The sequence below is a fragment of the Gemella parahaemolysans genome, from assembly GCF_053758945.1.
Genome location: NZ_JBSMTP010000002.1, coordinates 70,510 through 93,459 on the forward strand (window position 1 = coordinate 70,510; position 22,950 = coordinate 93,459).

General features: G+C 32.1%; 16 protein-coding genes, 1 pseudogene and 1 riboswitch. Of the genes and pseudogenes, 8 read left to right on the forward strand and 9 right to left on the reverse strand.

The window, feature by feature from the left end:
- Positions 1 to 52 precede the first annotated feature (52 nt).
- Positions 53 to 2,233, reverse strand: a complete 2,181-nt coding sequence (locus tag ACWOBP_RS02090; RefSeq protein ID WP_455337254.1) for a cation:proton antiporter domain-containing protein — start codon at positions 2,231 to 2,233, stop codon at positions 53 to 55.
- Between the two features lie 456 nt (positions 2,234 to 2,689).
- On the opposite strand from ACWOBP_RS02090, the gene ACWOBP_RS02095 reads away from it, so the two are divergent.
- The gene (locus ACWOBP_RS02095; protein ID WP_455337255.1) at positions 2,690 to 3,304 is read left to right on the forward strand and encodes a CadD family cadmium resistance transporter; all 615 of its coding nucleotides are present in this window, start codon (positions 2,690 to 2,692) and stop codon (positions 3,302 to 3,304) included.
- An 11-nt stretch (positions 3,305 to 3,315) separates the two neighbouring features.
- A complete protein-coding gene (gene cadX, locus ACWOBP_RS02100) occupies positions 3,316 to 3,654 on the forward strand; it encodes a Cd(II)/Zn(II)-sensing metalloregulatory transcriptional regulator CadX (protein ID WP_455337256.1) in 339 nt (112 codons plus the stop codon).
- A gap of 146 nt (positions 3,655 to 3,800) precedes the next feature.
- Here the strand turns inward: cadX and ACWOBP_RS02105 are convergent.
- The 8 genes and pseudogenes from ACWOBP_RS02105 to ACWOBP_RS02140 all read right to left on the reverse strand — a co-directional run.
- Positions 3,801 to 4,028 (reverse strand): annotated as a pseudogene (locus tag ACWOBP_RS02105) (transposase); the annotation flags it as partial.
- A gap of 380 nt (positions 4,029 to 4,408) precedes the next feature.
- Positions 4,409 to 5,173 carry an ABC transporter ATP-binding protein gene (locus ACWOBP_RS02110; RefSeq protein ID WP_455337257.1) on the reverse strand — a complete coding sequence of 255 codons (765 nt, stop codon included), beginning with the start codon at positions 5,171 to 5,173 and terminating at the stop codon, positions 4,409 to 4,411.
- A complete protein-coding gene (locus ACWOBP_RS02115; RefSeq protein WP_455337258.1) occupies positions 5,173 to 6,147 on the reverse strand; it encodes a FecCD family ABC transporter permease in 975 nt (324 codons plus the stop codon). Before ACWOBP_RS02115 ends, ACWOBP_RS02110 begins: the two co-directional genes overlap by 1 nt.
- Positions 6,148 to 6,252: 105 nt before the next feature.
- Positions 6,253 to 7,212, reverse strand: coding sequence for a heme ABC transporter substrate-binding protein IsdE (gene isdE / locus ACWOBP_RS02120; protein ID WP_455337259.1), 960 nt, complete (start codon positions 7,210 to 7,212; stop codon positions 6,253 to 6,255).
- Positions 7,213 to 7,222: 10 nt separating this feature from the next.
- Positions 7,223 to 8,542, reverse strand: coding sequence for a heme-binding Shp domain-containing protein (locus tag ACWOBP_RS02125; RefSeq protein ID WP_455337260.1), 1,320 nt, complete (start codon positions 8,540 to 8,542; stop codon positions 7,223 to 7,225).
- 117 nt (positions 8,543 to 8,659) lie between these two features.
- Positions 8,660 to 10,630 (reverse strand): hypothetical protein, encoded by a 1,971-nt coding sequence (locus ACWOBP_RS02130; protein ID WP_455337261.1) that lies wholly within the window; start codon positions 10,628 to 10,630, stop codon positions 8,660 to 8,662.
- A gap of 86 nt (positions 10,631 to 10,716) precedes the next feature.
- Positions 10,717 to 15,315 carry a peptidase gene (locus ACWOBP_RS02135; RefSeq protein WP_455337262.1) on the reverse strand — a complete coding sequence of 1,533 codons (4,599 nt, stop codon included), beginning with the start codon at positions 15,313 to 15,315 and terminating at the stop codon, positions 10,717 to 10,719.
- Positions 15,316 to 15,532: 217 nt separating this feature from the next.
- Positions 15,533 to 17,116 (reverse strand): LPXTG cell wall anchor domain-containing protein, encoded by a 1,584-nt coding sequence (locus tag ACWOBP_RS02140; RefSeq protein WP_455337263.1) that lies wholly within the window; start codon positions 17,114 to 17,116, stop codon positions 15,533 to 15,535.
- A 323-nt stretch (positions 17,117 to 17,439) separates the two neighbouring features.
- Positions 17,440 to 17,537, forward strand: a riboswitch (TPP riboswitch).
- A gap of 143 nt (positions 17,538 to 17,680) precedes the next feature.
- Here ACWOBP_RS02140 and tenA point away from each other — a divergent pair.
- The 6 genes from tenA to ACWOBP_RS02170 all read left to right on the forward strand — a co-directional run bounded on the left by tenA (position 17,681) and on the right by ACWOBP_RS02170 (position 22,904).
- A complete protein-coding gene (gene tenA / locus ACWOBP_RS02145) occupies positions 17,681 to 18,361 on the forward strand; it encodes a thiaminase II (protein ID WP_455337264.1) in 681 nt (226 codons plus the stop codon).
- A gap of 3 nt (positions 18,362 to 18,364) precedes the next feature.
- A complete protein-coding gene (gene thiD, locus ACWOBP_RS02150; protein ID WP_455337265.1) occupies positions 18,365 to 19,162 on the forward strand; it encodes a bifunctional hydroxymethylpyrimidine kinase/phosphomethylpyrimidine kinase in 798 nt (265 codons plus the stop codon).
- A 2-nt stretch (positions 19,163 to 19,164) separates the two neighbouring features.
- A complete protein-coding gene (thiM, locus tag ACWOBP_RS02155) occupies positions 19,165 to 19,947 on the forward strand; it encodes a hydroxyethylthiazole kinase (RefSeq protein WP_455337266.1) in 783 nt (260 codons plus the stop codon).
- 2 nt (positions 19,948 to 19,949) lie between these two features.
- Positions 19,950 to 20,582, forward strand: a complete 633-nt coding sequence (gene thiE, locus ACWOBP_RS02160; protein WP_455337267.1) for a thiamine phosphate synthase — start codon at positions 19,950 to 19,952, stop codon at positions 20,580 to 20,582.
- A 216-nt stretch (positions 20,583 to 20,798) separates the two neighbouring features.
- On the forward strand, positions 20,799 to 21,563 hold the full coding sequence (locus ACWOBP_RS02165; RefSeq protein ID WP_455337268.1) for an alpha/beta fold hydrolase: 765 nt from the start codon (positions 20,799 to 20,801) through the stop codon (positions 21,561 to 21,563).
- 483 nt (positions 21,564 to 22,046) lie between these two features.
- Positions 22,047 to 22,904 (forward strand): MetQ/NlpA family ABC transporter substrate-binding protein, encoded by an 858-nt coding sequence (locus ACWOBP_RS02170; RefSeq protein WP_455337269.1) that lies wholly within the window; start codon positions 22,047 to 22,049, stop codon positions 22,902 to 22,904.
- Positions 22,905 to 22,950: the final 46 nt, after the last annotated feature.

The following is a 22,950-nucleotide window of genomic DNA, read 5'->3' on the forward strand; positions in this document are numbered from 1 at the left end:
TACTGACCTCAAAGTTTAGATAATAATCTAACTAGAGGTCAGCTTTTTTACTTTATTCTTCTTCAGTTTCACGAGGGAAAATCATGGATTCACTGAAGTTTAAGTCGCGAAGAGCGGTGTAAGAATCTTCTAGAGAAATATAATTCAATTTTCTCATCGTTAATATTCTGTATTTTAAAAGTCGAACTGCTTCCATTTGAAGTTCTTTAAGTTCTTCTTCAAAATCGATATCTTCTAAAAATACTTCAAACAAGGTGAATGAGTAGTATCTATATACATCTTTAACGAATTCTGCAGTATTTTCATCTGAACACTTTTCATCAATAACCTTATAAGCTATATCAAGAAGTGCGTCTCTTACTGTAGGCGAACAATCAATAATAGCTTGAATTTGACTAGAAGAAGCTTCGGCTCTTTGTTTAATTTCATCTAATTTATTGACGAAGTTTCCTTTTCTTCTTTTTGGAACTTTTTCTCTAAGTTTCTCATAGAATTCTGGAGTTAAATCTTTAGCAACCAAATGACGAGTTAAACGACGTTTTAGATTGGATTCTTTTACATATATTCTTAAATTAAGTAATAAGTTTTTTGGCATCGAATATGTGAACAATAAAGATTTTCTAAGTTGCATAATTTTAGAAATTTCCAAGATTTGTTCAATGTTAGGATTGTCCTTAAGTATTTCAGGAAGAGCTTTGTCTTGTGCTTTCATTATTTTCTTATGTAGTGACAATGCTTCGTTTATATTCTTAAATTTTCCAGTTTGTATATTTCTAAAGTATGTTTTTAGTTCGTGTAAAATTTTTATTTCAAAAGCATAAGCAACTTTTTCTTCGACAGATTTCTTAGAAATATCACGTTCTTTTAGTTCTTCAAGTGTTCCTTCTAGGGTTTTTTCACGAAGAGAATATTGAGTATATTCTTTTTCTTCATCTTCTCCTTTAACAGCAAGTGGAAGGGCGATTGTACCGATAATAATACTTAGTAACACGACATTACTTGCAATAAATAAGATGGTATTTCTAAGTGGGAAGTTATCCCCAGTAGCAGTTACAACTGGAATCATAAGCGCTGTAGCAAGCGTTACTGTACCGTGAATACCGCATAAACTAGCAATTAGAGAGTAGCTAAATCTAGAATAGTTATCTTTGTCAAATTTTCTATTTAATATTATTTTTGCTGTTTTTCTAGCAGTTGTGAAATGATGAGGTTGGAATGATATGTAGTGGAAATATACAAAGATCAATCTGACAATCATTAGACCTAAAACAATAACTAATGAAATAATGAATCCATATACAATATCAATCTCTCTATTGTTAAACATTGTATGATATATCTCTGGGAGTAAATACCCTAAAAATGTAAATACGAAGCCATTAAGAACATAACTTGCTATTTGTTGAGTACTATCTATAGTTACTGCAGCATCACTACTTACAATAGTGAGTAAGTGAAGTTTTCTCTGGTAGTTGTAAACTAGAGCTGTAATTACGACAGCAACGATACCAGAGACACCGATATGCTCTGCTAGATAGAATACTATAACTGGTGTTATTAATTGAAAAATAACTAAAATATTAGATTCATCAGCAAACTTTGTTGAGAATATAAACTTAATATAAGAGAAAGCTATCCCAATAATAAGTCCAAAGATTGCTCCACCGCCCGCAACTACTAAAAATTTATATCCTGCATTTGTGACAGAAAACGTGTTAGTAAGAACAGCTGCTAGAGCTATGTTAAATGATACAAGACCAGAAGCATCATTAAGAAGTGATTCACCTTCTAATATTGCCATAAGTCCCTTAGGTAGTTTCATTCCTTTAGTTATTGATTTAACAGCAACAGCATCTGTAGGTGATAGGATAGCGGCTAAAACAAAACATGCTGCCCATGGAATCATTGGAAGTAAGAAATGAATTATGCTACCGACAATAATTACCGTGACAAGAACTAAAAATATTGCCATATATATAATTGGACGTTTGTATAGCCAGATATTCTTTAAGGACGAGTTGAAACCGTCAGTAAATAATAAGGGAGCGATAACTAACATCATAAACATTTCTGATTCAAACTCAAAGTGAAGTGGGAGGTTAGGAATAAATGTTACCGCAGCACCAAGTATTATTTGGAATAAAGCTGCTGGAATACGTGGAAAAAGATTATTTAAAAATGAACCAAGTATTACAATTATGACAAATATACCTAGGGTAGTTAGTATTTCCATAAAAAAACTCCTTTGTAATTATTTTATTATTTATTTGTACCAATATATTTTACAATTATTTAGCACTAAAATCAATGATTATATAATCTGAAGGAAGTTAATAATGAATATTGTAAAACATTAATTTTAATAGTTTTAGAAGAGGTGTTATTTGTTATTTTTTAGAGGTTAAGTAAGGGCTTCAGTACACGTCAATAGATGTCAAAATATTGATTTTAAATGATTTTTGATTTTTTGAGACTCAGTACATCGTACTATAAATCAATAAAAATTCTACCTTTTTTAGATAAATATATCAGTTGGATATTGAAGTTAAGCCCTGCTATCATTTCAATGGCAGGACTTTTTAATATTTGGTACACTAACTTCTTATCTATATTTTGGTGGAATTGAAGTTGACATCTATAAAGTTTAATGTTAGAATATATTCAAAAATAAATTTGAATGAGGTGTTTTATGATTCAAAATGTTGTTACTTCAATAATCCTGTATTCTGGGACAGCAGTAGACTTACTTATTATCCTAATGTTATTTTTTGCCAAAAGAAAAAGCAGAAAAGACATCATTAACATCTATTTAGGACAATTTCTAGGCTCTGTTAGTCTAATATTGTTAAGTTTACTTTTTGCATTTGTCTTATATTATATTCCAAGTAAAGAGATTTTAGGTTTGCTCGGTTTGATTCCAATTTTCTTAGGTCTCAAAGTTTTGCTTTTAGGAGATTCTGATGGAGAAGCTATTGCCAAAGAAGGGTTGCGCAAAGATAATAAAAACCTGATTTTTCTAGTCGCTATGATTACTTTTGCAAGTTGCGGTGCTGATAATATTGGTATATTTGTCCCATATTTTACTACATTAAATTTAGCGGATTTGATAGTGGCTTTACTTACATTTCTAGTCATGATTTATCTCTTGGTTTTTTCTGCCCAAAAATTGGCACAAGTCCCATCTGTTGGAGAAACTTTGGAAAAATATAGCAGATGGTTTATTGCCGTTGTTTATTTAGGATTGGGGATATATATCCTGATTGAAAATAACAGTTTTGACATGCTATGGACTATGTTAGGATAGGAGAAAATATTATGAAAAAAGATAGTATCTGCCAAGTGAATATTATAAATCAACAAAATGTTACAACCGCAATGAACTACCTTGAAAAGGAAAAAGTCCAAAAATCACTTCGCATTTTAACAAAGTTTACCGATAATAAACAGATAAATATCATCTTTTATCTCCTTGCTGTTGAAGAACTCTGTGTTTGTGATATAGCCTGTTTACTAGATCTCAGTATGGCATCTGCATCCCACCATCTTCGTAAACTAGCTAATGAAAACATCTTGGGCACTAGAAGAGAGGGGAAAATTATATATTATTTTATAAAAGATGAGGAAATCAGAGATTTTTTTAATCAACTAGGATAATAACTATTTTTACTATTTTACCATGATTATATATAGGACTTATCTATGAAATTTTCTGATGAAATTTACTCACAAGAAATACCTACTCGTATCATGTTGATATTGTCAATAAGTATGTGTAAACACTCAAGTAGAGTTACGGAGTATTAATCAAATAAGCTTTCGAGTGTGTCATAACATTGGCCACCCCCTTTATGGATTCGTTGACTTTGCTTGAAATTATAATCTTCAAACAAAGTAACTAAGTAACGTTCCAGAGACTCCTCGTTAGGAAAAAACTTCTTTTTCGTTTGACGTTTGATTTCTTTATTAAGAGACTCAATGAGGTTTGTCGAATAAATGCTGTGCCAAATCTGGTAGTGAAACTGATAATATGCGCTATTATAACCTATTTGTACATTTTTATTTTATCAAAACTGTACATTCTTATTTTATCATTTTCAATTAGTAAGTCTAGAATCACCAGATTATGGTTTCCATTTGTTTCGACACACTCATGATTCAATGTTGCTTAATGCAGGCACAAATTGGAAAAAACTCCAAGTCAGAATGGGCATAAGTCAATGTCAACTACTATGGATACTTACGCAGAGTTAGCACATCAAAGAAAGCTAGAAGCAGTCAGCATTTATTTAGATTAGATTGCTGAAATAACATTAACTGCCTTTACAGGTATAAAAATATCGCTACATCTATGTATTAATACCAAGATGTAGCGATTTATTCAAAATATTTATATCAGATATTTAAAAAGTTACCAACTAATTACTTTTCCATCTTCTATTTTGATATCAGCATCATAAAGTCTGTTTAGAAGAGTTTCATCAAAAAAGTTAGCAGCTTGATCATTTTTAATTACTTTCCCATTAAGAAGAGCGATAATATTGTCACTATAAGTTAGTGCTTGATTTATATCGTGTAGGACCATGATAATAGTGATTCCCAGAGATTTATTAAGATCTCTAACAAGTTGCATTATAGATTTTTGATATTTTATATCAAGGAAAGTAGTAGGCTCGTCTAATATAATAATATCAGTGCTTTGTGCTAATGCCATTGCAATGTAAACACGTTGAAGTTGCCCTCCAGATAATTCGTCTACACGTTTATCTTTATAAGCCTGTAAATTAGTTTTTTTAAGAGCAAATTCAATTTTTTCAACATCACTAGCGTTAGGTTTGTAAAAGAAGATATTTTGATAAGGAAGTCTAGCAAAACTAACCATATCATAGACGGTAATTTCTCGCGGTGTTTCATTTTTTTGATAAACAATTGCAAGAATACTCGCAAGTTCTTTTAATGAATATGAATTCAATTCCTTACCTTCAATTTTTACACTTCCAGAATTATAGTTTAAGTTTTTCGCTAATATTTTTATTAGTGTGCTCTTACCACAACCATTTTTACCAAGTAGGGTAGTAATCTTACCTTTTTCAATATTTACATTTAGACCTTCAAAAAGTGCAGTTTTATTATCATACTTAAACGTAAGGTTATTAATTTCTATTATATTTTCCATTAACTTACTCCTTTCTTAACTAAAATAATAAATACAGGTCCACCTATAATCATCATTATTAAATCGGCAGGTATTTCTATTGGTGCGAAAATAACGCGACCGATTGTATCGAATAAAAGTAGTATAAATGCTCCTAGCAGAGCACTAAATGGAATAGTGTAAATATGATTTCGTCCAATTATAATCTTAGCGATATGAGGTGTAATAAGAGCTAAGAACACCATTACACCAGCCACTGCCGTAGAAACAGAAGCAAGGGATACTGCAACAAATGAAATTAATAAACGAATCACATTAATATTAATACCAAGTGAACTAATAATATTATCATCTAAAGCGAAGATATTACATAGTTTAGCTAAGAAGAAACTAATAACTAGTAATATAGGAATCCAACTTAGTAATAATGAAACATCATCCCAGTTTTTAGTTCCTAAACCAACAGTTTTGAATGTAGATGACGTAGTAGAGTTAGCTGCATTCAAGTACTGTATAGAACTCAGTATTCCTGTGAAGAAATAACTTATTGCAATACCGATTAAAATAATTTTAACATTGTTTTTTGTTCTACCTGCTAGGTAATAAATGATTAAGAAACCAAGGACACCACCGATGATAGAAAATACAGACTTAAATATCATAAATTGTGGGAATATTCCTAATCCTAAGTATAAAAATAGGTTGGCTCCACTAGAAACACCAATAATACTAGGATCGACAAGCGGGTTCTTTAATACTGTTTGTAATAATAAACCACTAACTCCAAGAGCAGCCCCAACCAAAATAGTGATGATAATTCTTGGGAAACGAACGTCTATAATTGCATTTACATTGGCATATTCTCCGGTAAAGATACCAACAGATAATTGCCCGACGCTAGCTTTTATACTACCACTGTTCGCTGCAAAAAATATCGTACTTAATAAGAGTAAAATAAGAACAGAAAAAGTGATTGCTTTTTTGTTTTTAAACATTAAGAACCTCCTTATATAGTTATAAATTTAGTATATCATAAGTAATATATAATTTAAATTATGAAAAATCCAGAAGTAGCTACTTGCCACTTCTGGATACTAGTGTTAGTTACTATAGAAAATACTGTATAGACTTTCTAATCCTTTTTGGTAATCGTATGTAGCCGTCATACCAAACATTGAGCTATCTAAATCGACAACTTTATTATTTTTTACCGCATCAAAGTGAGACCAACTCTTATTGTTTTTAAATTCTTTTTTAAACATTTCATTTACGTTATCAGGCATTGCATGCGCAGTACGTAAAATAAAGTCCGGTTTATCATTTAAAGCAGTTTCTATGTTTAGATTTTTAAATTCTTCAGTACCTTTAATGATATTTTCACCACCTGCTAATTTTACAAGGTTACCAACATAAGATTTTTCGGTAGCAGCCATGTAACTACCTGGTAAGCCCATAAGAACTAAAACTTTTGGTTTCTTCTTATTAGCGATTTTTTCATTGAATTTAGCGAAGAACTCATCATGTTCTTTCTTTAATTCTTTGAATTTTTCTGTTTTACCAAATTCTTTTGCTAGATCTTCTGTAATAGCGTATAATCCATTAACACTACGAATATCTACAAATTTATAAGGAATTTTATTCTTCTCGAATCCTTCTTTTATCCAGTCTTGCAAACTATCTGGAGCATATACGATAGAAGGGTTAATCGATTTGATAACTTCCATATTTGGATTCATAGGAAGTCCGATTTGAACAGTGTTGTCATATCTTTTAGGCATACGACCTAATTTTGTAGTAGGAACCCCTGCTAATTTAATATCAAGAACATTAGCTACTTGAGCTAAAGCTACAGAGTCCATTATGACACGTTTACCATTTTCTTCTTCAGATTTTTTATCTTTATTTACACCTGTTAAGTCAATAGTCTCATTAAAAGCTTTATCAGCTAGATTAGGATCTGTTCCTGTTGTATTACCAGCTTTATTTTGTGATGAACAAGCAGTAAGTACTAAGATACTAGCCAAAAGTAGTGTAAATAGTAGGGATAGTTTTCTTCTCATGAATTATCTCCTAGTTATTTTTTCTTTTTTTACGAGGAAAGTAAAGCCCAGCAGCTATTGCAAGAGCTCCTATCCCACCTAAATAATAAGGTGTATAGTTTGCTTCTTTAATAGCTTCCATGTCTAGACCATCATTTCCGTTTTTAATAGTATCAGTATTAACTTCTACGAAATAACGAACAGGACGATTCATAGGTTCTACATACATTTGTACCATAGCCAAGAAGTTTTCATTTGGTACTTCAAAACGATAGTCAACATAGCTATCTTTATATTGTTCTATGTTTACTTTTGTTTCAGTAGCAGCAACTTGTTTGAATTCTCCATCTTTTTGAAGAACTTTAATGAAAGGCCCTTGTTCTTTACTACGTTGAACCCAGTTCATTAGGTGGATACGCACAGTTGCGTATAATTTACCATCTTTTGTACGTTGAAGCATAGCTTTAGACCAACGTTTTTCACCGTTGGATTTTTGATTTTTAAGAGCTTCATTAAGGTCTCCACCTGCATTAATAGGTGAGATTACACCTTGAACCATACCTTCACCGATAGCAGTGTTTTTAGTCCCGCCATCAGCAGTAACACCAGTAAGAGGGTTTAGGTATGAACCTGTGATATCAAGATTATAAAGACCTGGATTTTTTGTTTTTTGATCATCTTTGAAGTAATCTTCTAATTTTTTAGCAACAAATCCTTCAGGTGCTTTATTCTCATCTTTTTTATCTTTGTTTTCTTCTTCTTTTTTCTTATCTTCAGCTTTTTTCTCTTTTTCTTTATCTTTAGATGAATCTTCAGAACCAGATACTAGATTAGCTGCAGACCAGTTGAATTTAATAATAGCATTTTGAGAGGCATCTCCACCCATAATTTGGTTCATAGCATCAACAGCAACTCTAACACCGACTTTATCAGGTTTAGCTTCACCGAAATTAAAGCTTAGAGTTCCAGGGTAAGTACTAGTACCACCATCTAAGTTAGTATCGTTATAAGTGCTTGTTACTGAAGCGGCAGTTAGACCACCCGAGAAAATAGGAGATGAGTAGATACTAAGAGATAATAAGTGACCGTGCATATTACTGAAATCCATTGGGGTGAATTGAACAGTAATAGTAGAAGTGTTATTATCATGAACATTTACAGTAGCGTGTGTAGCTAATGCATTGTTCCCCATAGAAAGACGACCACTATTTTCAGCATGCCACAGCTCAACAGGTACACTGTATACCTTATCAGCTGCGTGTACATTTTTAACGAAAGGTACATTACTAGATGTAACGATAAATGTTAATGTAGCAATAACTATCGTTAACAGTTTTAAAACTCGTTTCATTATAAAAACTCACTTTCTTATATGTTATTCAATTTTTAATTAAGAAAGACGGGAAATTCTCCCGCCTTTCGGAGTAGATAATATAATAAATATTTAGCGAGATATTATCTTACTATTTTATTTTTGTTTTCTTCTACTTACCATGAAGGCACTCATTAGAGTAAGAGCTCCTGCAAAGATAGATGATGAAGTTTCTAATCCAGTATTAGAAAGTCTACCGTTATTTAAACGTCCACCTTTTGGAGTTAAACCACCAGCGCCATTACCAGCGGCACTTGATCCTGGTTGTCCACCATCAATAACTGCAGTTCCTTGTCTTTCAGTAGCATTAGACCAGTTCAGGCTTAAGATTGCATCCTTTTTACCAGCACCAGGCATAATACTTTCCATTGTTGGAACGAATACTGAAACAGGAATATTAGTTAATTTTTCAGGCGATGTAAAGTGAACTTCCACTTGTTTCATAGCTCCACCTGTTCTATAAACAGGGTATTCAATACCATTCACCCAGAATTTAGTAATACCGTCTGTAAGTGTTCCTACTTTAATATCGTGGAAACGAACTTTGTAGTGATAAGTATCTCCGTGTTTAAATACAGTGATTCCATCTAATGCGGCATTCCCCATAGAAGCACGTCCTGATTCATATGCATTTAGTAATGTAGCAGTTACGTTATCGAAGTAAGTAACTGGTACTTCTACACCTTGCCCTTGAGGTGTAGTAGGTAGAGGTGTAGTTGATGTAATAGGTGAAGTAGGTTTTTGTCCTCCTTGTTGTCCACCTGGCTCTGATGGTTTAGGAGTATAACCACTGTTTCCTGGTTTTCCACCAGATATTGGTTGACCTTGTTGTTCAGTTACACCAGACCAGTCAAATGATAAAGTGGCATTTTGTGTACCACCACCAGGCATAATTTCTTCCATAACTTGTACGAATACAGAAACGGGAACCGATGATAGTTTTTCAGTAGATGTGAAGTGCACTTCTACTTGTTTATTAGCACCACCAGTAGGGTTAACAGGGTACTCTGTACCATTTACCCAGAATTTAGAGATTCCACCAGTGAATCCTTGAGTTGAAAGATCATGGAATCTTACGATGTAGTGGTAAGTATTTCCTTCTTTAAATACAGTAACATTACTATGTTCTAAAGCTGCATCCCCCATAGATTTCTGACCAGGACGATAAGCATTCAGTAATGTAGCTTTAACTCCTTTATAGTAAGTTGCAGTAGCCGAAGGAGTAGGTTTAGGAGTTTCTACAGGTTTAACAGGTTTAGCTGGTTCTGTAGGTTTAGGAGTTTCTACAGGTTTAACAGGCTCAGCTGGTTTTGTAGTTCCAGGATCTGTTGGTTTATCCGAAGGTTGAGTATTATCCGATGTTTCAGGTTTTGTAACAGGCTTCGTTTCAGCAGGTTTAGCTGGAGTTGGTTGAGTATTTTCTACCGTTTTTAATGCATTGCTTAAATCAAATTTTAGAATCATTCTTTGAATTCCGAATTCATCTTTGATAGAAGCCATAACTGGAACGTAAACCTCAGTATAAGTTTCTAATTTGTTATTTGAATCGATTTTATTTTTATCTACGCTATATGAAAGCGTTTTCGGATAAGCGGTACGTTCAGGGAATTTCTTTTTATACGTTTCTATGAAATCATCAGTTTCACTAGTGCTGTAGTAATTAACTATAGTTGTAGGACTGAATTCGTTATCTTGAATACTACTACGATCCACATGAGTTTTAGGACCATCATAATATTTTAAATCTCCTAAATAACCAAATTTACCACCGAATGCAAGTGGTTTAAAAGATACATTTACAAAATATTGACCATTTTTCACGATTAATTTAGTTTTAGTTGTATCTAAAGCAGCGGCAGCCATTGAAGGTTTACCTTCTTCGTAGAATTTAAGAGCTTCAGAAGTGATATTATATTCTCCATCAGGAAGATTTTTTATATCTTTTGCAGCAACGGCATTATTTTCTATAGCAAATGTAGTGTTGCTTTGTGTAGAGTTCTCGACCACAGCAAGGGTAGATATGATAGTTGCTGCTGAAAGTACTTTTAATAATTTATTTGCTTTCATTTTATTTTAATTTCTCCTTATATTTCTTTAAACATGACTTTATACAAAGGGATAATTTATCCCTTTGTATAAGAGTTTTGTTTATATTATTTGTTATTTTTTCTGCGTAGAACTAGAGCAGATAGTAATACTAGTGCACCTAAACCAACAGTTGCTGTTGAATTTACTCCAGTATTAGCTAATGTTTTAAGTCTTTTAGCTACTGTTTGTGAAGTTTTTTGAACAACAGTTTTTTCAGCCTCAGCTTTTTGATCTTTGTTGTTTAACTCACCGATATTGAATTCTGGTAATTCAGGTTGAACAAGAGCTTCACCAGTTTCAGATTTTGGTATTTCTTTTAATTCTGGTAGTTCAGGTTGAACAAGAGCTTCACCAGTTTTAGATTTTGGTATTTCTTTTAATTCTGGTAATTCAGGTTGAACAAGAGCTTCACCAGTTTCAGATTTTGGTATTTCTTTTAATTCTGGTAATTCAGGTTGAATAAGAGCTTCACCAGTTTCAAATTTTGGTCTTTCGTTTGATGGTTTGTTATTGTTGTCAGTAGGGGAAGATGTATTCTGATCAGAAGCCACAGTTTTTGATTTTACAATTGTATATAAACTGAAGTGGTTAGTGAAGAATGTAAGTTTTCCATCTTTATAAACACTTGGAATTTTTTCTAATTTATTACCATTCACATAGTAAACTTCTAATTTTTCATCCTCATTAGCTACGACAGCTACTGTAACTGCACGAGTTTCTCCTTGTTTATCGATTGTAGTTCCTTTAGAATCCGTGAAGTGTAAGTCTATTGTTTTAACAACACTTAGATTTTCATTTGCTTTTTTAACAAGTTCTTCAACTTTTGCAACAGTTTCTTTATCAGCTTTTTCAACTGAGAAGTTAGAGGCTTTTACAGTAGAGTTATCAAATGAAACTTTGATTTCTTCTGATGAACCATTTTCTACAACTTTAGCAACTAATGTATCTTTAAGAGATGCAGAATTAACTATTTCTTTAAGTTTTGATGCTTCTTCTTTGTTTACATCTTTGTCTGTAGCGATATTAGCTAAGGCTACTTTTTTAAGCTCTTCTAATTTTTCTTTTTCTTTTTTAGCTTTAGCAGCAGCTTCTTTTTCTAATCTTTCTTTTTCAAGACGATCAGCTTCAGCTTTTTCTCTTTCAAGTTTTTCTTTTTCAGCTTGAGCTTTAGCGGCAGCTTCTTTTTCAAGTTTTTCTTTTTCAGCTTGAGCTTTAGCGGCAGCTTCTTTTTCTAATCTTTCTTTTTCAAGACGATCAGCTTCAGCTTTTTCTCTTTCAAGTTTTTCTTTTTCAGCTTGGGCTTTAGCAGCAGCTTCTTTTTCAAGTCTATCTTTTTCAGCTTGAGCTTTAGCAGCAGCTTCTTTTTCAAGTCTATCTTTTTCAGCTTGAGCTTTAGCAGCAGCTTCTTTTTCAAGTCTATCTTTTTCAGCTTGAGCTTTAGCGGCAGCTTCTTTTTCAAGTCTATCTTTTTCAGCTTGAGCTTTAGCGGCAGCTTCTTTTTCAAGTCTATCTTTTTCAGCTTGAGCTTTAGCGGCAGCTTCTTTCTCAAGTCTTTCCTTTTCAAGACGATCAGCTTCAGCTTTTTCTTTTTCAAGTCTATCTTTTTCAGCTTGAGCTTTAGCAGCAGCTTCTTTTTCTAATCTTTCTTTTTCAAGACGATCAGCTTCAGCTTTTTCTCTTTCAAGTCTATCTTTTTCAGCTTGAGCTTTAGCAGCAGCTTCTTTCTCAAGTCTTTCCTTTTCAAGACGATCAGCTTCAGCTTTTTCTCTTTCAAGTTTTTCTTTTTCAGCTTGAGCTTTAGCAGCGGCTTCTTTTTCTAATCTTTCTTTTTCAAGACGATCAGCTTCGGCTTTTTGAGCTTGTTCTTTTTCAAGTCTCTCTTTTTCAGCTTGAGCTTTAGCAGCAGCTTCTTTTTCTAATCTCTCTTTTTCAGCTTGAGCTTTTGTAGTTTCATCTTTGCGTAATGATGTTACTTGATCGGCTGTTAGTGGAGTAGCACCATCCCAATTGAATTTAAGTGTTGCTGCAACATTTGAATGACCTTTTAATGGTTTTCCGTTTACTGATACTGAGAATGTAATAGTTTTTTCAGTTAATTTTTCAGGACTTGTGAAGTGGAATACTTTTTCATGACCTTCACCACCAAGATCAGTTCTTTCAGCTGCAGTACCATCAACAGTTAAAGTATCTACAGTTCCTACTAGAGTATTGATATATAAGTCTTTAAATGTTAAATAGTAGTTGTACGTATCATTTACTTTTTCAACACGAGTTTTTTCATGTACTAATGCACCATCTGCCATTGAAGTTCTATTAGATTCATGGGCATTATTAATTATAGCTGGAACTAAGTTATTTGCAGCTTCTTCTTTAACTTTTTCTACAGTAGGGAAGTCTAGAGCTATTGTACTTTCAGCAGCACGTTCTTCGAATCTAGGCTTAGCTCCACCTTTAGTTTGTACGCTAATTACAGTATCAACTTGAATTTTATCTAGAAGAGTATCAGTTAAGATTTTTCCTTCTTTTAGTTTAGTAGCTGCGTCAACTTCAGTAAAGTTAATTTCATTTCCTTTATAAGTAAGTTTAGAAACTGTGAATGGTTTATTACGTAATAAGTAAGTAGAAGATTTTCCTTCTTTAACTTGAATAGTGTATTGATATTTATCTCCAACTTTTTCAACTTTTACATCTTTAACAAATGCATTTTCATAGATTGAACTTGAATTAGTAGTTCTACCATTTAATTCGCCTTTAACAGTAGCTGGGAATGTAGTAGGAACTTTATCAGCATCTACTTCATGGTCAGGTACTGAAGGTTTAGCAGGTGTAACTTCTTTAGGTTTTTCCACTTTAGGGAAGTCTAAAGCTATTGTACTTTCAGCAGTTCTGTCTTCAAATCTAGGTTTAGCTCCACCTTTAGTTTGAACATTTAATACAGCATCAACTTGGATCTTGTCTAGAAGAGAATCAGTTAAGATTTTCCCTTCTTTTAACTTAGTAGCTGCATCAACTTCAGTAAAATTAATTTCAGTTCCTTTATAAGTAAGTTTAGAAACTGTGAATGGCTTATTACGTAATAAGAAGTTAGTAGATTTCCCTTCTTTAACTTGGATAGTATATTGATATTTATCCCCAACTTTTTCAACTTTTACATCTTTAACAAATGCATTTTCATAGATTGAAGCAGTACCAGTTGTTCTACCATTTAATTCAGCTTTTACTGTAGTAGGGAAAGTGTTAGGAACTTTATCAGCATCAACATTGTGGTCAGCAGCTGTTGGTGTAGCTGGTTTTGGTTCTTCTTTTGGTGTAGTTGGTGCAGGCTTAACTGGTTTAGGTTTAGCAGGTGCAACTACATCTTCTAATTTTACAGGTCTTTCCTTATAATCAGTAGCTGTTTCATAGTATAGTTTTAATGTAACAAAGTGAGACATAAGAGCACCATTTGGATATGGAGCAGTACCGTCTAATTGAATTTTTTCTAATAGTTTATCAGTAATGATAGATCCTTCTTTTACTGAAGAATTACCATTTGTTGCTAAAGTAGTTAATGGAATATCTTTACCTTGGTATGCTACTTTATGTAATTCGAATGGATAGAATTCTCCACCTACATCAGCAAGACCTTTTTTGAATCTTAAAGTATATTTGTATTTATCTCCAACTTTTTCTACTTTAACATAGTTATCTAACGCAGAACCGTATAATGATTCTTCATCGTTGTTGTTAGCATTTCTTAAATGTCCTTGAACGTGAATAGGGAAGTCTTTTTTTATAGTTCCTTTGTATTCAACGTCTTTGTTAGGATTTTCGTAAGTTGCTGCTTCATAGTTGTCAGCAGTTACTTTTTTTCTAGCTAAAGATGATAAGTCAAATTTTAAAATCATTTTTTGAGTTCCAAAACTTTGTCCAAATGAAGCCATAACAGGAACAAAAACTTCAGTGTATGTTTCTAGTTTATTGTTTGAATCGATTTTATTTTTATCTACATGGTAATTAACAATTTTTGGATAAACAGTACGATTAGGGAATTTTTCTTTGTATGCATTTATGAAGTTATCTGTTTCATTAGTACTATAATTCTCAACAATAGTTGAATCTTTATACTCACTATCTGCAATTTTTTCACGATCTGCGTGAGTCTTATCTCCATCATAGTATTTTAAATCTCCTAAATAACCAGTAAGACCACTAAATGTGATAGGTTTAAATGAAACATTTACAGAGTATTCTCCATTTTTTACTATTAATTTTGTTTTTTCATTATCGATTGCAGCGGCAGCCATAGAAGGACGACCTTCTTCATGGAATTTTAATGCTTCAGCACTAATCTTATATTCTCCATCTTTTAAAGCTTTAACATCTTGAGCTACAGTAGCCGGTTCTTCAGCTTTAGGAGCAGTAGTTGCTGTCGTTGGTGTAGTAGTAGGGGCTGCAGCAGAGTTCACTGTTGGAGTTGCTGATGAATTAGTTTCTCCAGTAGTAGATGCTGGCGCTGTAGGTTGTGTAGTAGTTGGCTTCGTAGTAGAAGTTGTTGTATTTTCTACGACAGGTGTTTCTTCTGCTGCAAATGCGAAACTATCCTGATCGTATGCTTCAATTGCTGCAACAGCAGAAAAAATTGCAGTTGCTGACAAAACTTTTAATAATGTTGTATTTTTCATATTAGGAATTTTCTCCTTTATTTTGTATATTATTAGATATTAAATTGTTATCACTATTATAATACAAAAATAATAAAAAATAAAGAAAAAAATGATAATTGATATCAATTATCCCTAAAGAAGAAGTATTTTTTCTTAATTTTTTCAAAAATAAGTCACAATTTAGCCACAAATAAAAAATGAATTTGAATTATCTTCAAACTCATTTTTTATAAAATTATTTATTGGATTTTTTACGTAAAGCAAATGCAGTTAATAGTGAAATCAATCCGAAGAAAGCTGTAGTAGAAGTAGTTGTACCAGTTTTTGGTAATGTTTTATCAGTATTTTTAACAGTTCCTTTAATTTCAGATGGAATATTTTTACTCTCTGAGTTATGAAGTTCATCTGAAGATTCTTTTTGATTTTTAATATAGTTTTCTAAATCAAATTCAGGTTTATCTAATATAGTAGCTTCACCTTTAGCAGTAATTGGACCATTATGATTCTTAAGGAATCCATCTAAATCAAATTCAGGTTTATCTAATGTAACGGCTTCACCTTTAGCTGTTAAAGGGGCCTTATTTTCATTTTCGATACGCTCTTTTTCAGCTTTTTCTTTAGCTAATCTTTCATTTTTGATACGTTCTTTTTCAGCTTTTTCTTTAGCTAATCTTTCATTTTCGATACGTTCTTTTTCAGCTTTTTCTTTAGCTAATCTTTCATTTTCGATACGTTCTTTTTCAGCTTTTTCTTTAGCTAATCTTTCATTTTCGATGCGTTCTTTTTCAGCTTTTTCTTTAGCTAATCTTTCATTTTCGATACGTTCTTTTTCAGCTTTTTCTTTAGCTAATCTTTCATTTTCGATACGTTCTTTTTCAGCTTTTTCTTTAGCTAATCTTTCATTTTCGATACGTTCTTTTTCAGCTTTTTCTTTGGCTAATCTTTCATTTTCGATACGTTCTTTTTCAGCTTTTTCTTTGGCTAATCTTTCATTTTCGATACGCTCTTTTTCAGCTTTTTCTTTAGCTAATCTTTCATTTTCGATACGCTCTTTTTCAGCTTTTTCTTTAGCTAATTTTTCATTTTCGATACGTTCTTTTTCAGCTTTTTCTTTGGCTAATTTTTCTGTATCTACTTTAGGAACAGTGATTGTTTTTGTTGCTAGTGAGCTTAGATCGAATTTTAAAATCATACGTTGAGTACCTGAACCTTTAAAGATAGATTCCATTACTGGTACGAATACTTGTGTATATGTTTCTAGTTTGTTATCTGAATCGATTTTGTTCTTATCTACATTATAAGAAAGAGTTTTTGGATAAACCGTACGTTCAGGGAACTTTTGCTTATAAGTGTCTATATAGTCATCTTTTTCATTTTCTGAGTAATTTTCAACAATCGTTGTATTTTTAAACTCATTATCTTTTATTTCAGAGCGATTAGCATGAGTCTTATTACCATCGTAATATTTTAAATCACCCAAATATCCGCTAAATACACCCATTTTTATTGGTTTAAAAGCAACATTTACAGAATATTGCCCATTTTTAACGATTAATTTTGTTTTTTCTTTATCTAATCCAGCAGCAGCCATTGACTGTTTACCTTCTTCAGAGAAGTTTAGGGCTTCGGTTTTAATATTATATACACCATCTTGTAATTTTTTAACATCTTGTGATACTATTTTTGTTTCAGTATTATTTTGAGTTGCAGATGTTGTAACTTCGGTAGCAAATGCATTATGATCATAAGATTCTATTGCTGCGATTGCAGTGAAAATTGCAGATGCAGAAAGAACTTTTAATAATGTTGTATGTTTCATATTATTGAAATTTCTCCTTAAAATTATGTTTTGTGATTGTAAATATTATCACTATTATTATAATACAAAGATATAAATTAATAAAGAAAAAAGTGATAACTATTTTCAATTATGAGTAGAAACAATCAAAAAATACAATGAAGTTTCACTATTACTTCACAAATTAGCCAAAATTATTCGAGGGTTAATTTTAAAATATAAAAAAATATTATTTTCGTAGAAGATATATAGTAAGTATTTGGATTAAAGAAATTTTGTAAGTGTTTAAACTAAATTGTTGACATTTAATTTTTTCTGTGTTACGATTTTAGAAAATGAATAGAGTAAATCACTGGGGGAGCCTTTTGGCTGAGATAACATAGTTAGACCCTTAGACCTGAACTAGATAATGCTAGCGTAGGAAATGTGAATATTTTTATAATAGAAGTAATCCACTATAGGTGGATAATAAGATATTGTTAATATAGTTCTCAGAGTTCTTTTACGTTAGTAAGGGGACTTTTTTATTTATCATAAGTGATATTATTTTATACTAAAATTAAATATACTGAGGGGGATATACCTATGAAACTTATTACTGATATTATGGAAGAAAAGGCATTACCAATTGTTGATAAGATTTACAATGATGGCTTTATTCAAGGATTAATTCGCGCTGATTTATCAGAGAAAGCAGTAGAGCACTATCTGAAAGCTGATGCACTATATTTAGAGAGCTTTAGCGATATTTATGCCATTCTTTTAGCGAAAAGTAATGATAAAGTTGAAAAAAACTTTTTCTTAGGTCAGATTAATTTTGTATTAAATGAGGAAATTGCTGCACATAAAAACTTAGCAGATTATATAGGGAGAGACTATCAAGAGATTATTAAAGGCGGAGAGTGGTATCCATCTGCAGACCATTATATAAAGCATATGTATTATAATGCATTTGCATTTGGTATGGCAGAAACACTAAGTGCAATGGCACCATGTCCATGGATTTATAAAATGGTAGCTAGAAAGATTTTAGCTAATCACAATTTAGCAGAAGATCATCCACTAAAATTCTGGGTTGAATTTTATGCTGATGGCTTAGTAGATGAAGTACTTACTGAGTATCACAAAATTATCAATCGTGAAGCTGAATTTATGAGTGAAGAAGGTAAACAAAGACTTATTAAAAACTTCTTAGAAAGTTGTGAACATGAACGTCGTTTCTTCAATATGGCTTATATACAAGAACGTTGGGATTTAGAGGTATAGGGTATGAGTAAACTTAATATTGCATTAACTATTGCTGGAACTGATCCAACTGGTGGAGCAGGAATTATGGCGGATTTAAAAAGTTTTCAAGCACGTGAAGTGTATGGAATGGCTGTAGTTACTAGTGTCGTTGCACAAAATACGCTGGGTGTTCAAATGATAAGGAATCTAGATTTAGATATATTAGAAGCGCAATTAAAAAGTGTGTTTGACGATATAACACCTGATAGTATAAAAACTGGAATGATAGCAAATGCTGACATGATGAAATTAATTAAAAGATATTTACCAAAATATGTTCCTTATGTTGTTGATCCGGTTATGGTTGCGACAAGTGGGGATAAATTGATAGATGATGTTGCGAGAAAACATCTAAAAGAAGAAATATTACCATTAGCAACTATTATTACACCAAATGTACCTGAAGCAGAAGAAATTGTTAATTTTAAAATATTAACAGAAGATGATGTTAATCGTGCAGGAAAATTCATTATCGATGAAGTTGGATGTAAGTCAGTAGTTATAAAAGGTGGACATCTAACAGGTGAAGCGAAAGATTATTTATTTTTAAATGATGGGACTAAAAAAGTATGGACTAGTGAAAGATTTAAGACTAATCATACACATGGAACAGGTTGTACCTTCTCAGCAGTTATTACAGCTGAATTAGCAAAAGGAAAAAGTATTGTTGAAGCTGTAGAAATTGGGAAAAAGTTCATTACAGCCGCAATTAAATACACACCAGAAATAGGTCATGGAAATGGACCTGTGAATCATATAGCATTTAAAGGATATTTATAAATATGACAAGTTTAAAATTATTAAAAGAGAAAGCACCGTTAGTGATTTGTATAACTAATGATGTAGTTAAAAATTTCACAGCAAATGGATTAGTAGCACTAGGAGCATCACCAGCGATGAGTGAATATCCAAAAGATTTAGAAGATTTATTAAAATATGCTGGAGGATTATTAATTAATATCGGTACATTAACAGATGAAACTTGGAAGTTATACCAAGAAGCACTTAAAATAGCTGAAAAATACAATGTGCCTGCAGTATTAGATCCTGTAGCTTGTGGAGCGGGAGCGTATAGAAAAAAAGTATCAGATGATTTAATTAACAATTACAAGTTAGCAGCTATAAGAGGAAATGCTGGAGAAATTGCATCTTTAGTCGGCATAAATGTAGCCTCTAAGGGAGTAGACAGTGCGGGAGTAGATAATATTGATGAAATTGCCTTAGCAGCAAATGCTAAGTATAATATCCCTATAGTAGTAACTGGAGAAGTTGATGCTATTGCTGTTAATGGAGAAGTAGTAACTATCCATAATGGAAGTGCAATGATGCCTAAAGTTATTGGAACAGGATGCTTATTAGGGGCTGTATTAGCAAGTTTTATTGGACTAGAGAAAGGTGAAGAATTAAAATCATTAGAGACAGCTATGTTAGCATATAATATTGCCGGGGAAATGGCGGAAAAACGTCCTAATGGACATCTTCCAGGAACATTCAAAGTCGAATTTATTAATGCGTTATATGAAATCACTGATAAAGATATTGAAACATTTAAAAAGGTGAAATAATTATGTTTAATAAAGAACTATTAAAATTATATTTTATTTGTGGAACTACTACTTGCTTAGGTAAGGACTTATATACAGTAGTTGAAGATGCTTTAAAAGGTGGAATAACTTTATTTCAATTTCGTGAAAAAGGTGAAGGAGCCTTAGAAGGTAAGGAAAAAGTAGAATTAGCAATAAAACTCCAAGATCTTTGTAAAAAATACAATGTTCCGTTTATTGTTAATGATGATATAGAGTTGGCATTAGAAATAGATGCTGACGGAGTACATGTAGGACAGGATGACCTTGGTGTTGATGAAATTAGAAAATTAATGCCTAATAAAATAATAGGTCTTTCTATCGGAAATGAAGAAGAATTTAAACAATCTAAAGTTGAATATGTAGATTATGTTGGTGTAGGACCTGTGTATGTCACACAATCAAAAGACGATGCTGGCGGTGCTATAGGTTATGAAGGTCTAGAGTTAATGAGAAGATTATTACCACATATGCCATTAGTGGCAATCGGTGGTATTCAGACACAGCATATTAGAGATATTATGAAAACAGATGTTGATGGTATATCTATTATATCAGCAATCTCATATTCAGATAACATTGAAAAAACTGTTCGTGAAATGATCGAACAATTCTAAAATTAGCCTCCAAAGTTTAATTCACTTTTTGATAACTTTCAAATGGTGATGTAAAGAGTAGAACAAAAATATTTACCAGTTTTTGATTCTACTCTTTTTTTGACTGTTACAATTAATATTTTGGAGTATTTTATGTGATTATTTGATTGTTGAAAGATTTAAGTGTATAATTAGTGTGGAAAAAATAATGCTAATCAGGTGGTAGGAGGAATTTTTATGACGAATATAGTATTGATACATGGTACATGGTGTGACGGAACTGTTTGGGGAGAATTTGTTAATGAATTGGAGAAATTAGGTTTAAATGTATATACTCCAACTCTAAGATATCATGATTTGCCTTATGAAGAAGTTGAAAAAAAGGTAGCAGATGTTAGTTTGGATGAGTTTACGGATGATATTGTAGATTTAATAGAAATGTTAGATGAAGCTCCGATTGTATTGGGGCATTCTCTAGGTGGGCTTCTTGCGCAGAAAGTTGCTATGAAGACAAAGACTAAGGGAATTATTTTAATGGGAACTGCACCTGCTGCAGGAATTTTCGCTTTTTATCCAAGTATGGTAATTTGTTTCTATAAACATTTTTTACGTTGGGGATTTTGGAAAAAATCTATGCCACCTTATAAACATGCTTTTTATGATTACTGTATGAATAACCAAGATGAAGAGGACAAAGAAAGAGAATTTTCTAAACTAGTTCCGGAATCTGGTTTTACGTACTTCCAAATGGCGCTACCATTTTTAGATAAGCAAAAAGGTGCTTATATTGATTTTGATAAGGTGAATGAACCAGTATTAGTTATAACTGGTAGTGAAGATAAAATGGTACATCCAAATATAGCAAAAGCAACGGCTAAGAAATATAAAAATTCTACACTAAGTATTATAGAAGGATCAGATCACATGTATGAGGCTCCGAAATACAGAGATAAAACTATAGAAGTGATAGAGCAGTGGTTAAAAAATAATAATCTTGATTAGAATTTGTTCAGAAGAGATAGTATTTTATTTAAATGAAAAAGTAAATATTCGTGAATTTTCAAAAAACTTTTTAAAAAAATTCAAAAAAAAGTGTTGACAATTTTATTTGCTAATGATAATATATAGTCAAGTTAAAAATTACCGATATTCAAATAAGTACTTTATAGGAACTTTTACAGAGAGTGTGAGCGGGTGAAAGCACACAATGCAGATCATAGAGGAAAATGGTTTGAATGGTAAAAAAAGTGAGTTTTAAAACACAAGCTTTTTTCGTAGGCGTTACGTTACAAACGCACACTATCTCGTATATATTCTAGATGCATAGACGTTGTAGTGATAAAGTTCGTAGTTTACGAAAAAGTAAGGTGGTACCGTGAAATTAGTTTCGCCCTTATTCTCTTAGGAGAGTAAGGGTGATTTTTTTTACATAAAATTCGCAAAACCCAAAAATAAATAATAAAATCAAAAGGAGAAAATTATATAATGAAGAAATTATTATTTTTAGTAACAAGTTTTATACTTGGAATCGTATTAATTGGATGCTCAAGCGCATCAAAAACTGAGAAAAAAGGTATTGAAGTTGATAAACTAGATCCTAGCAAACCTGTAACAGTTAAAGTTGGAGCTACTAACGTACCTCACGCTGTATTATTAGAGCACGTTGCTCCACAACTTGAAAAAGAAGGAATCAAATTAGACATCGTTACATACCAAGACTACTATGTACCAAACAAAACGTTAAACGATAAAGAAATCGACATTAACTACTTCCAACACGTACCATTCTTAAAAAATGCTATTAAAGAAAATGGATACAAAATTGAAGATGCTGGTGCAATCCACTTAGAGCCAATCGGATTATACTCTAAAAAAGTTAAAAACGTTAAAGACCTTAAAGAAGGTGCTAAAGTATTAGTAAGTAACAACAAATCTGAATGGGGACGTGTAATTAAATTATTAGCTTCTGAAGGATTAGTAAAAGTTAAAGATGGTGTAGACCCAGTAACAGCTACTTTCGATGATATCGCTGAAAACCCTAAAAAATTACAATTCAGCTACGAAAATGATCCAGCTCTAATGGTTAAATTCTACCAAAACGGTGAAGGTGACCTAGTTTCAATCAACGCTAACTTCGCTGTTGATGCAGGATTAAACGCAGCAACTGAGCCAGTTTTAGTAGAAAAAGCTACAGACGACAACCCATATGCAAACATCGTCGTTGTTCGTGAAGGTGACAAAGATAAACTTGTTGTTAAAAAACTTGTTGCAGCTTTAAAATCTGAAGATACTCAAAAATTTATTAAAGAAAAATGGAATGGAGCAGTATTACCTGTTAAATAATTTCATTAAAAAATATTAAAGGCAGTTCGTAAGAGCTGTCTTTTTT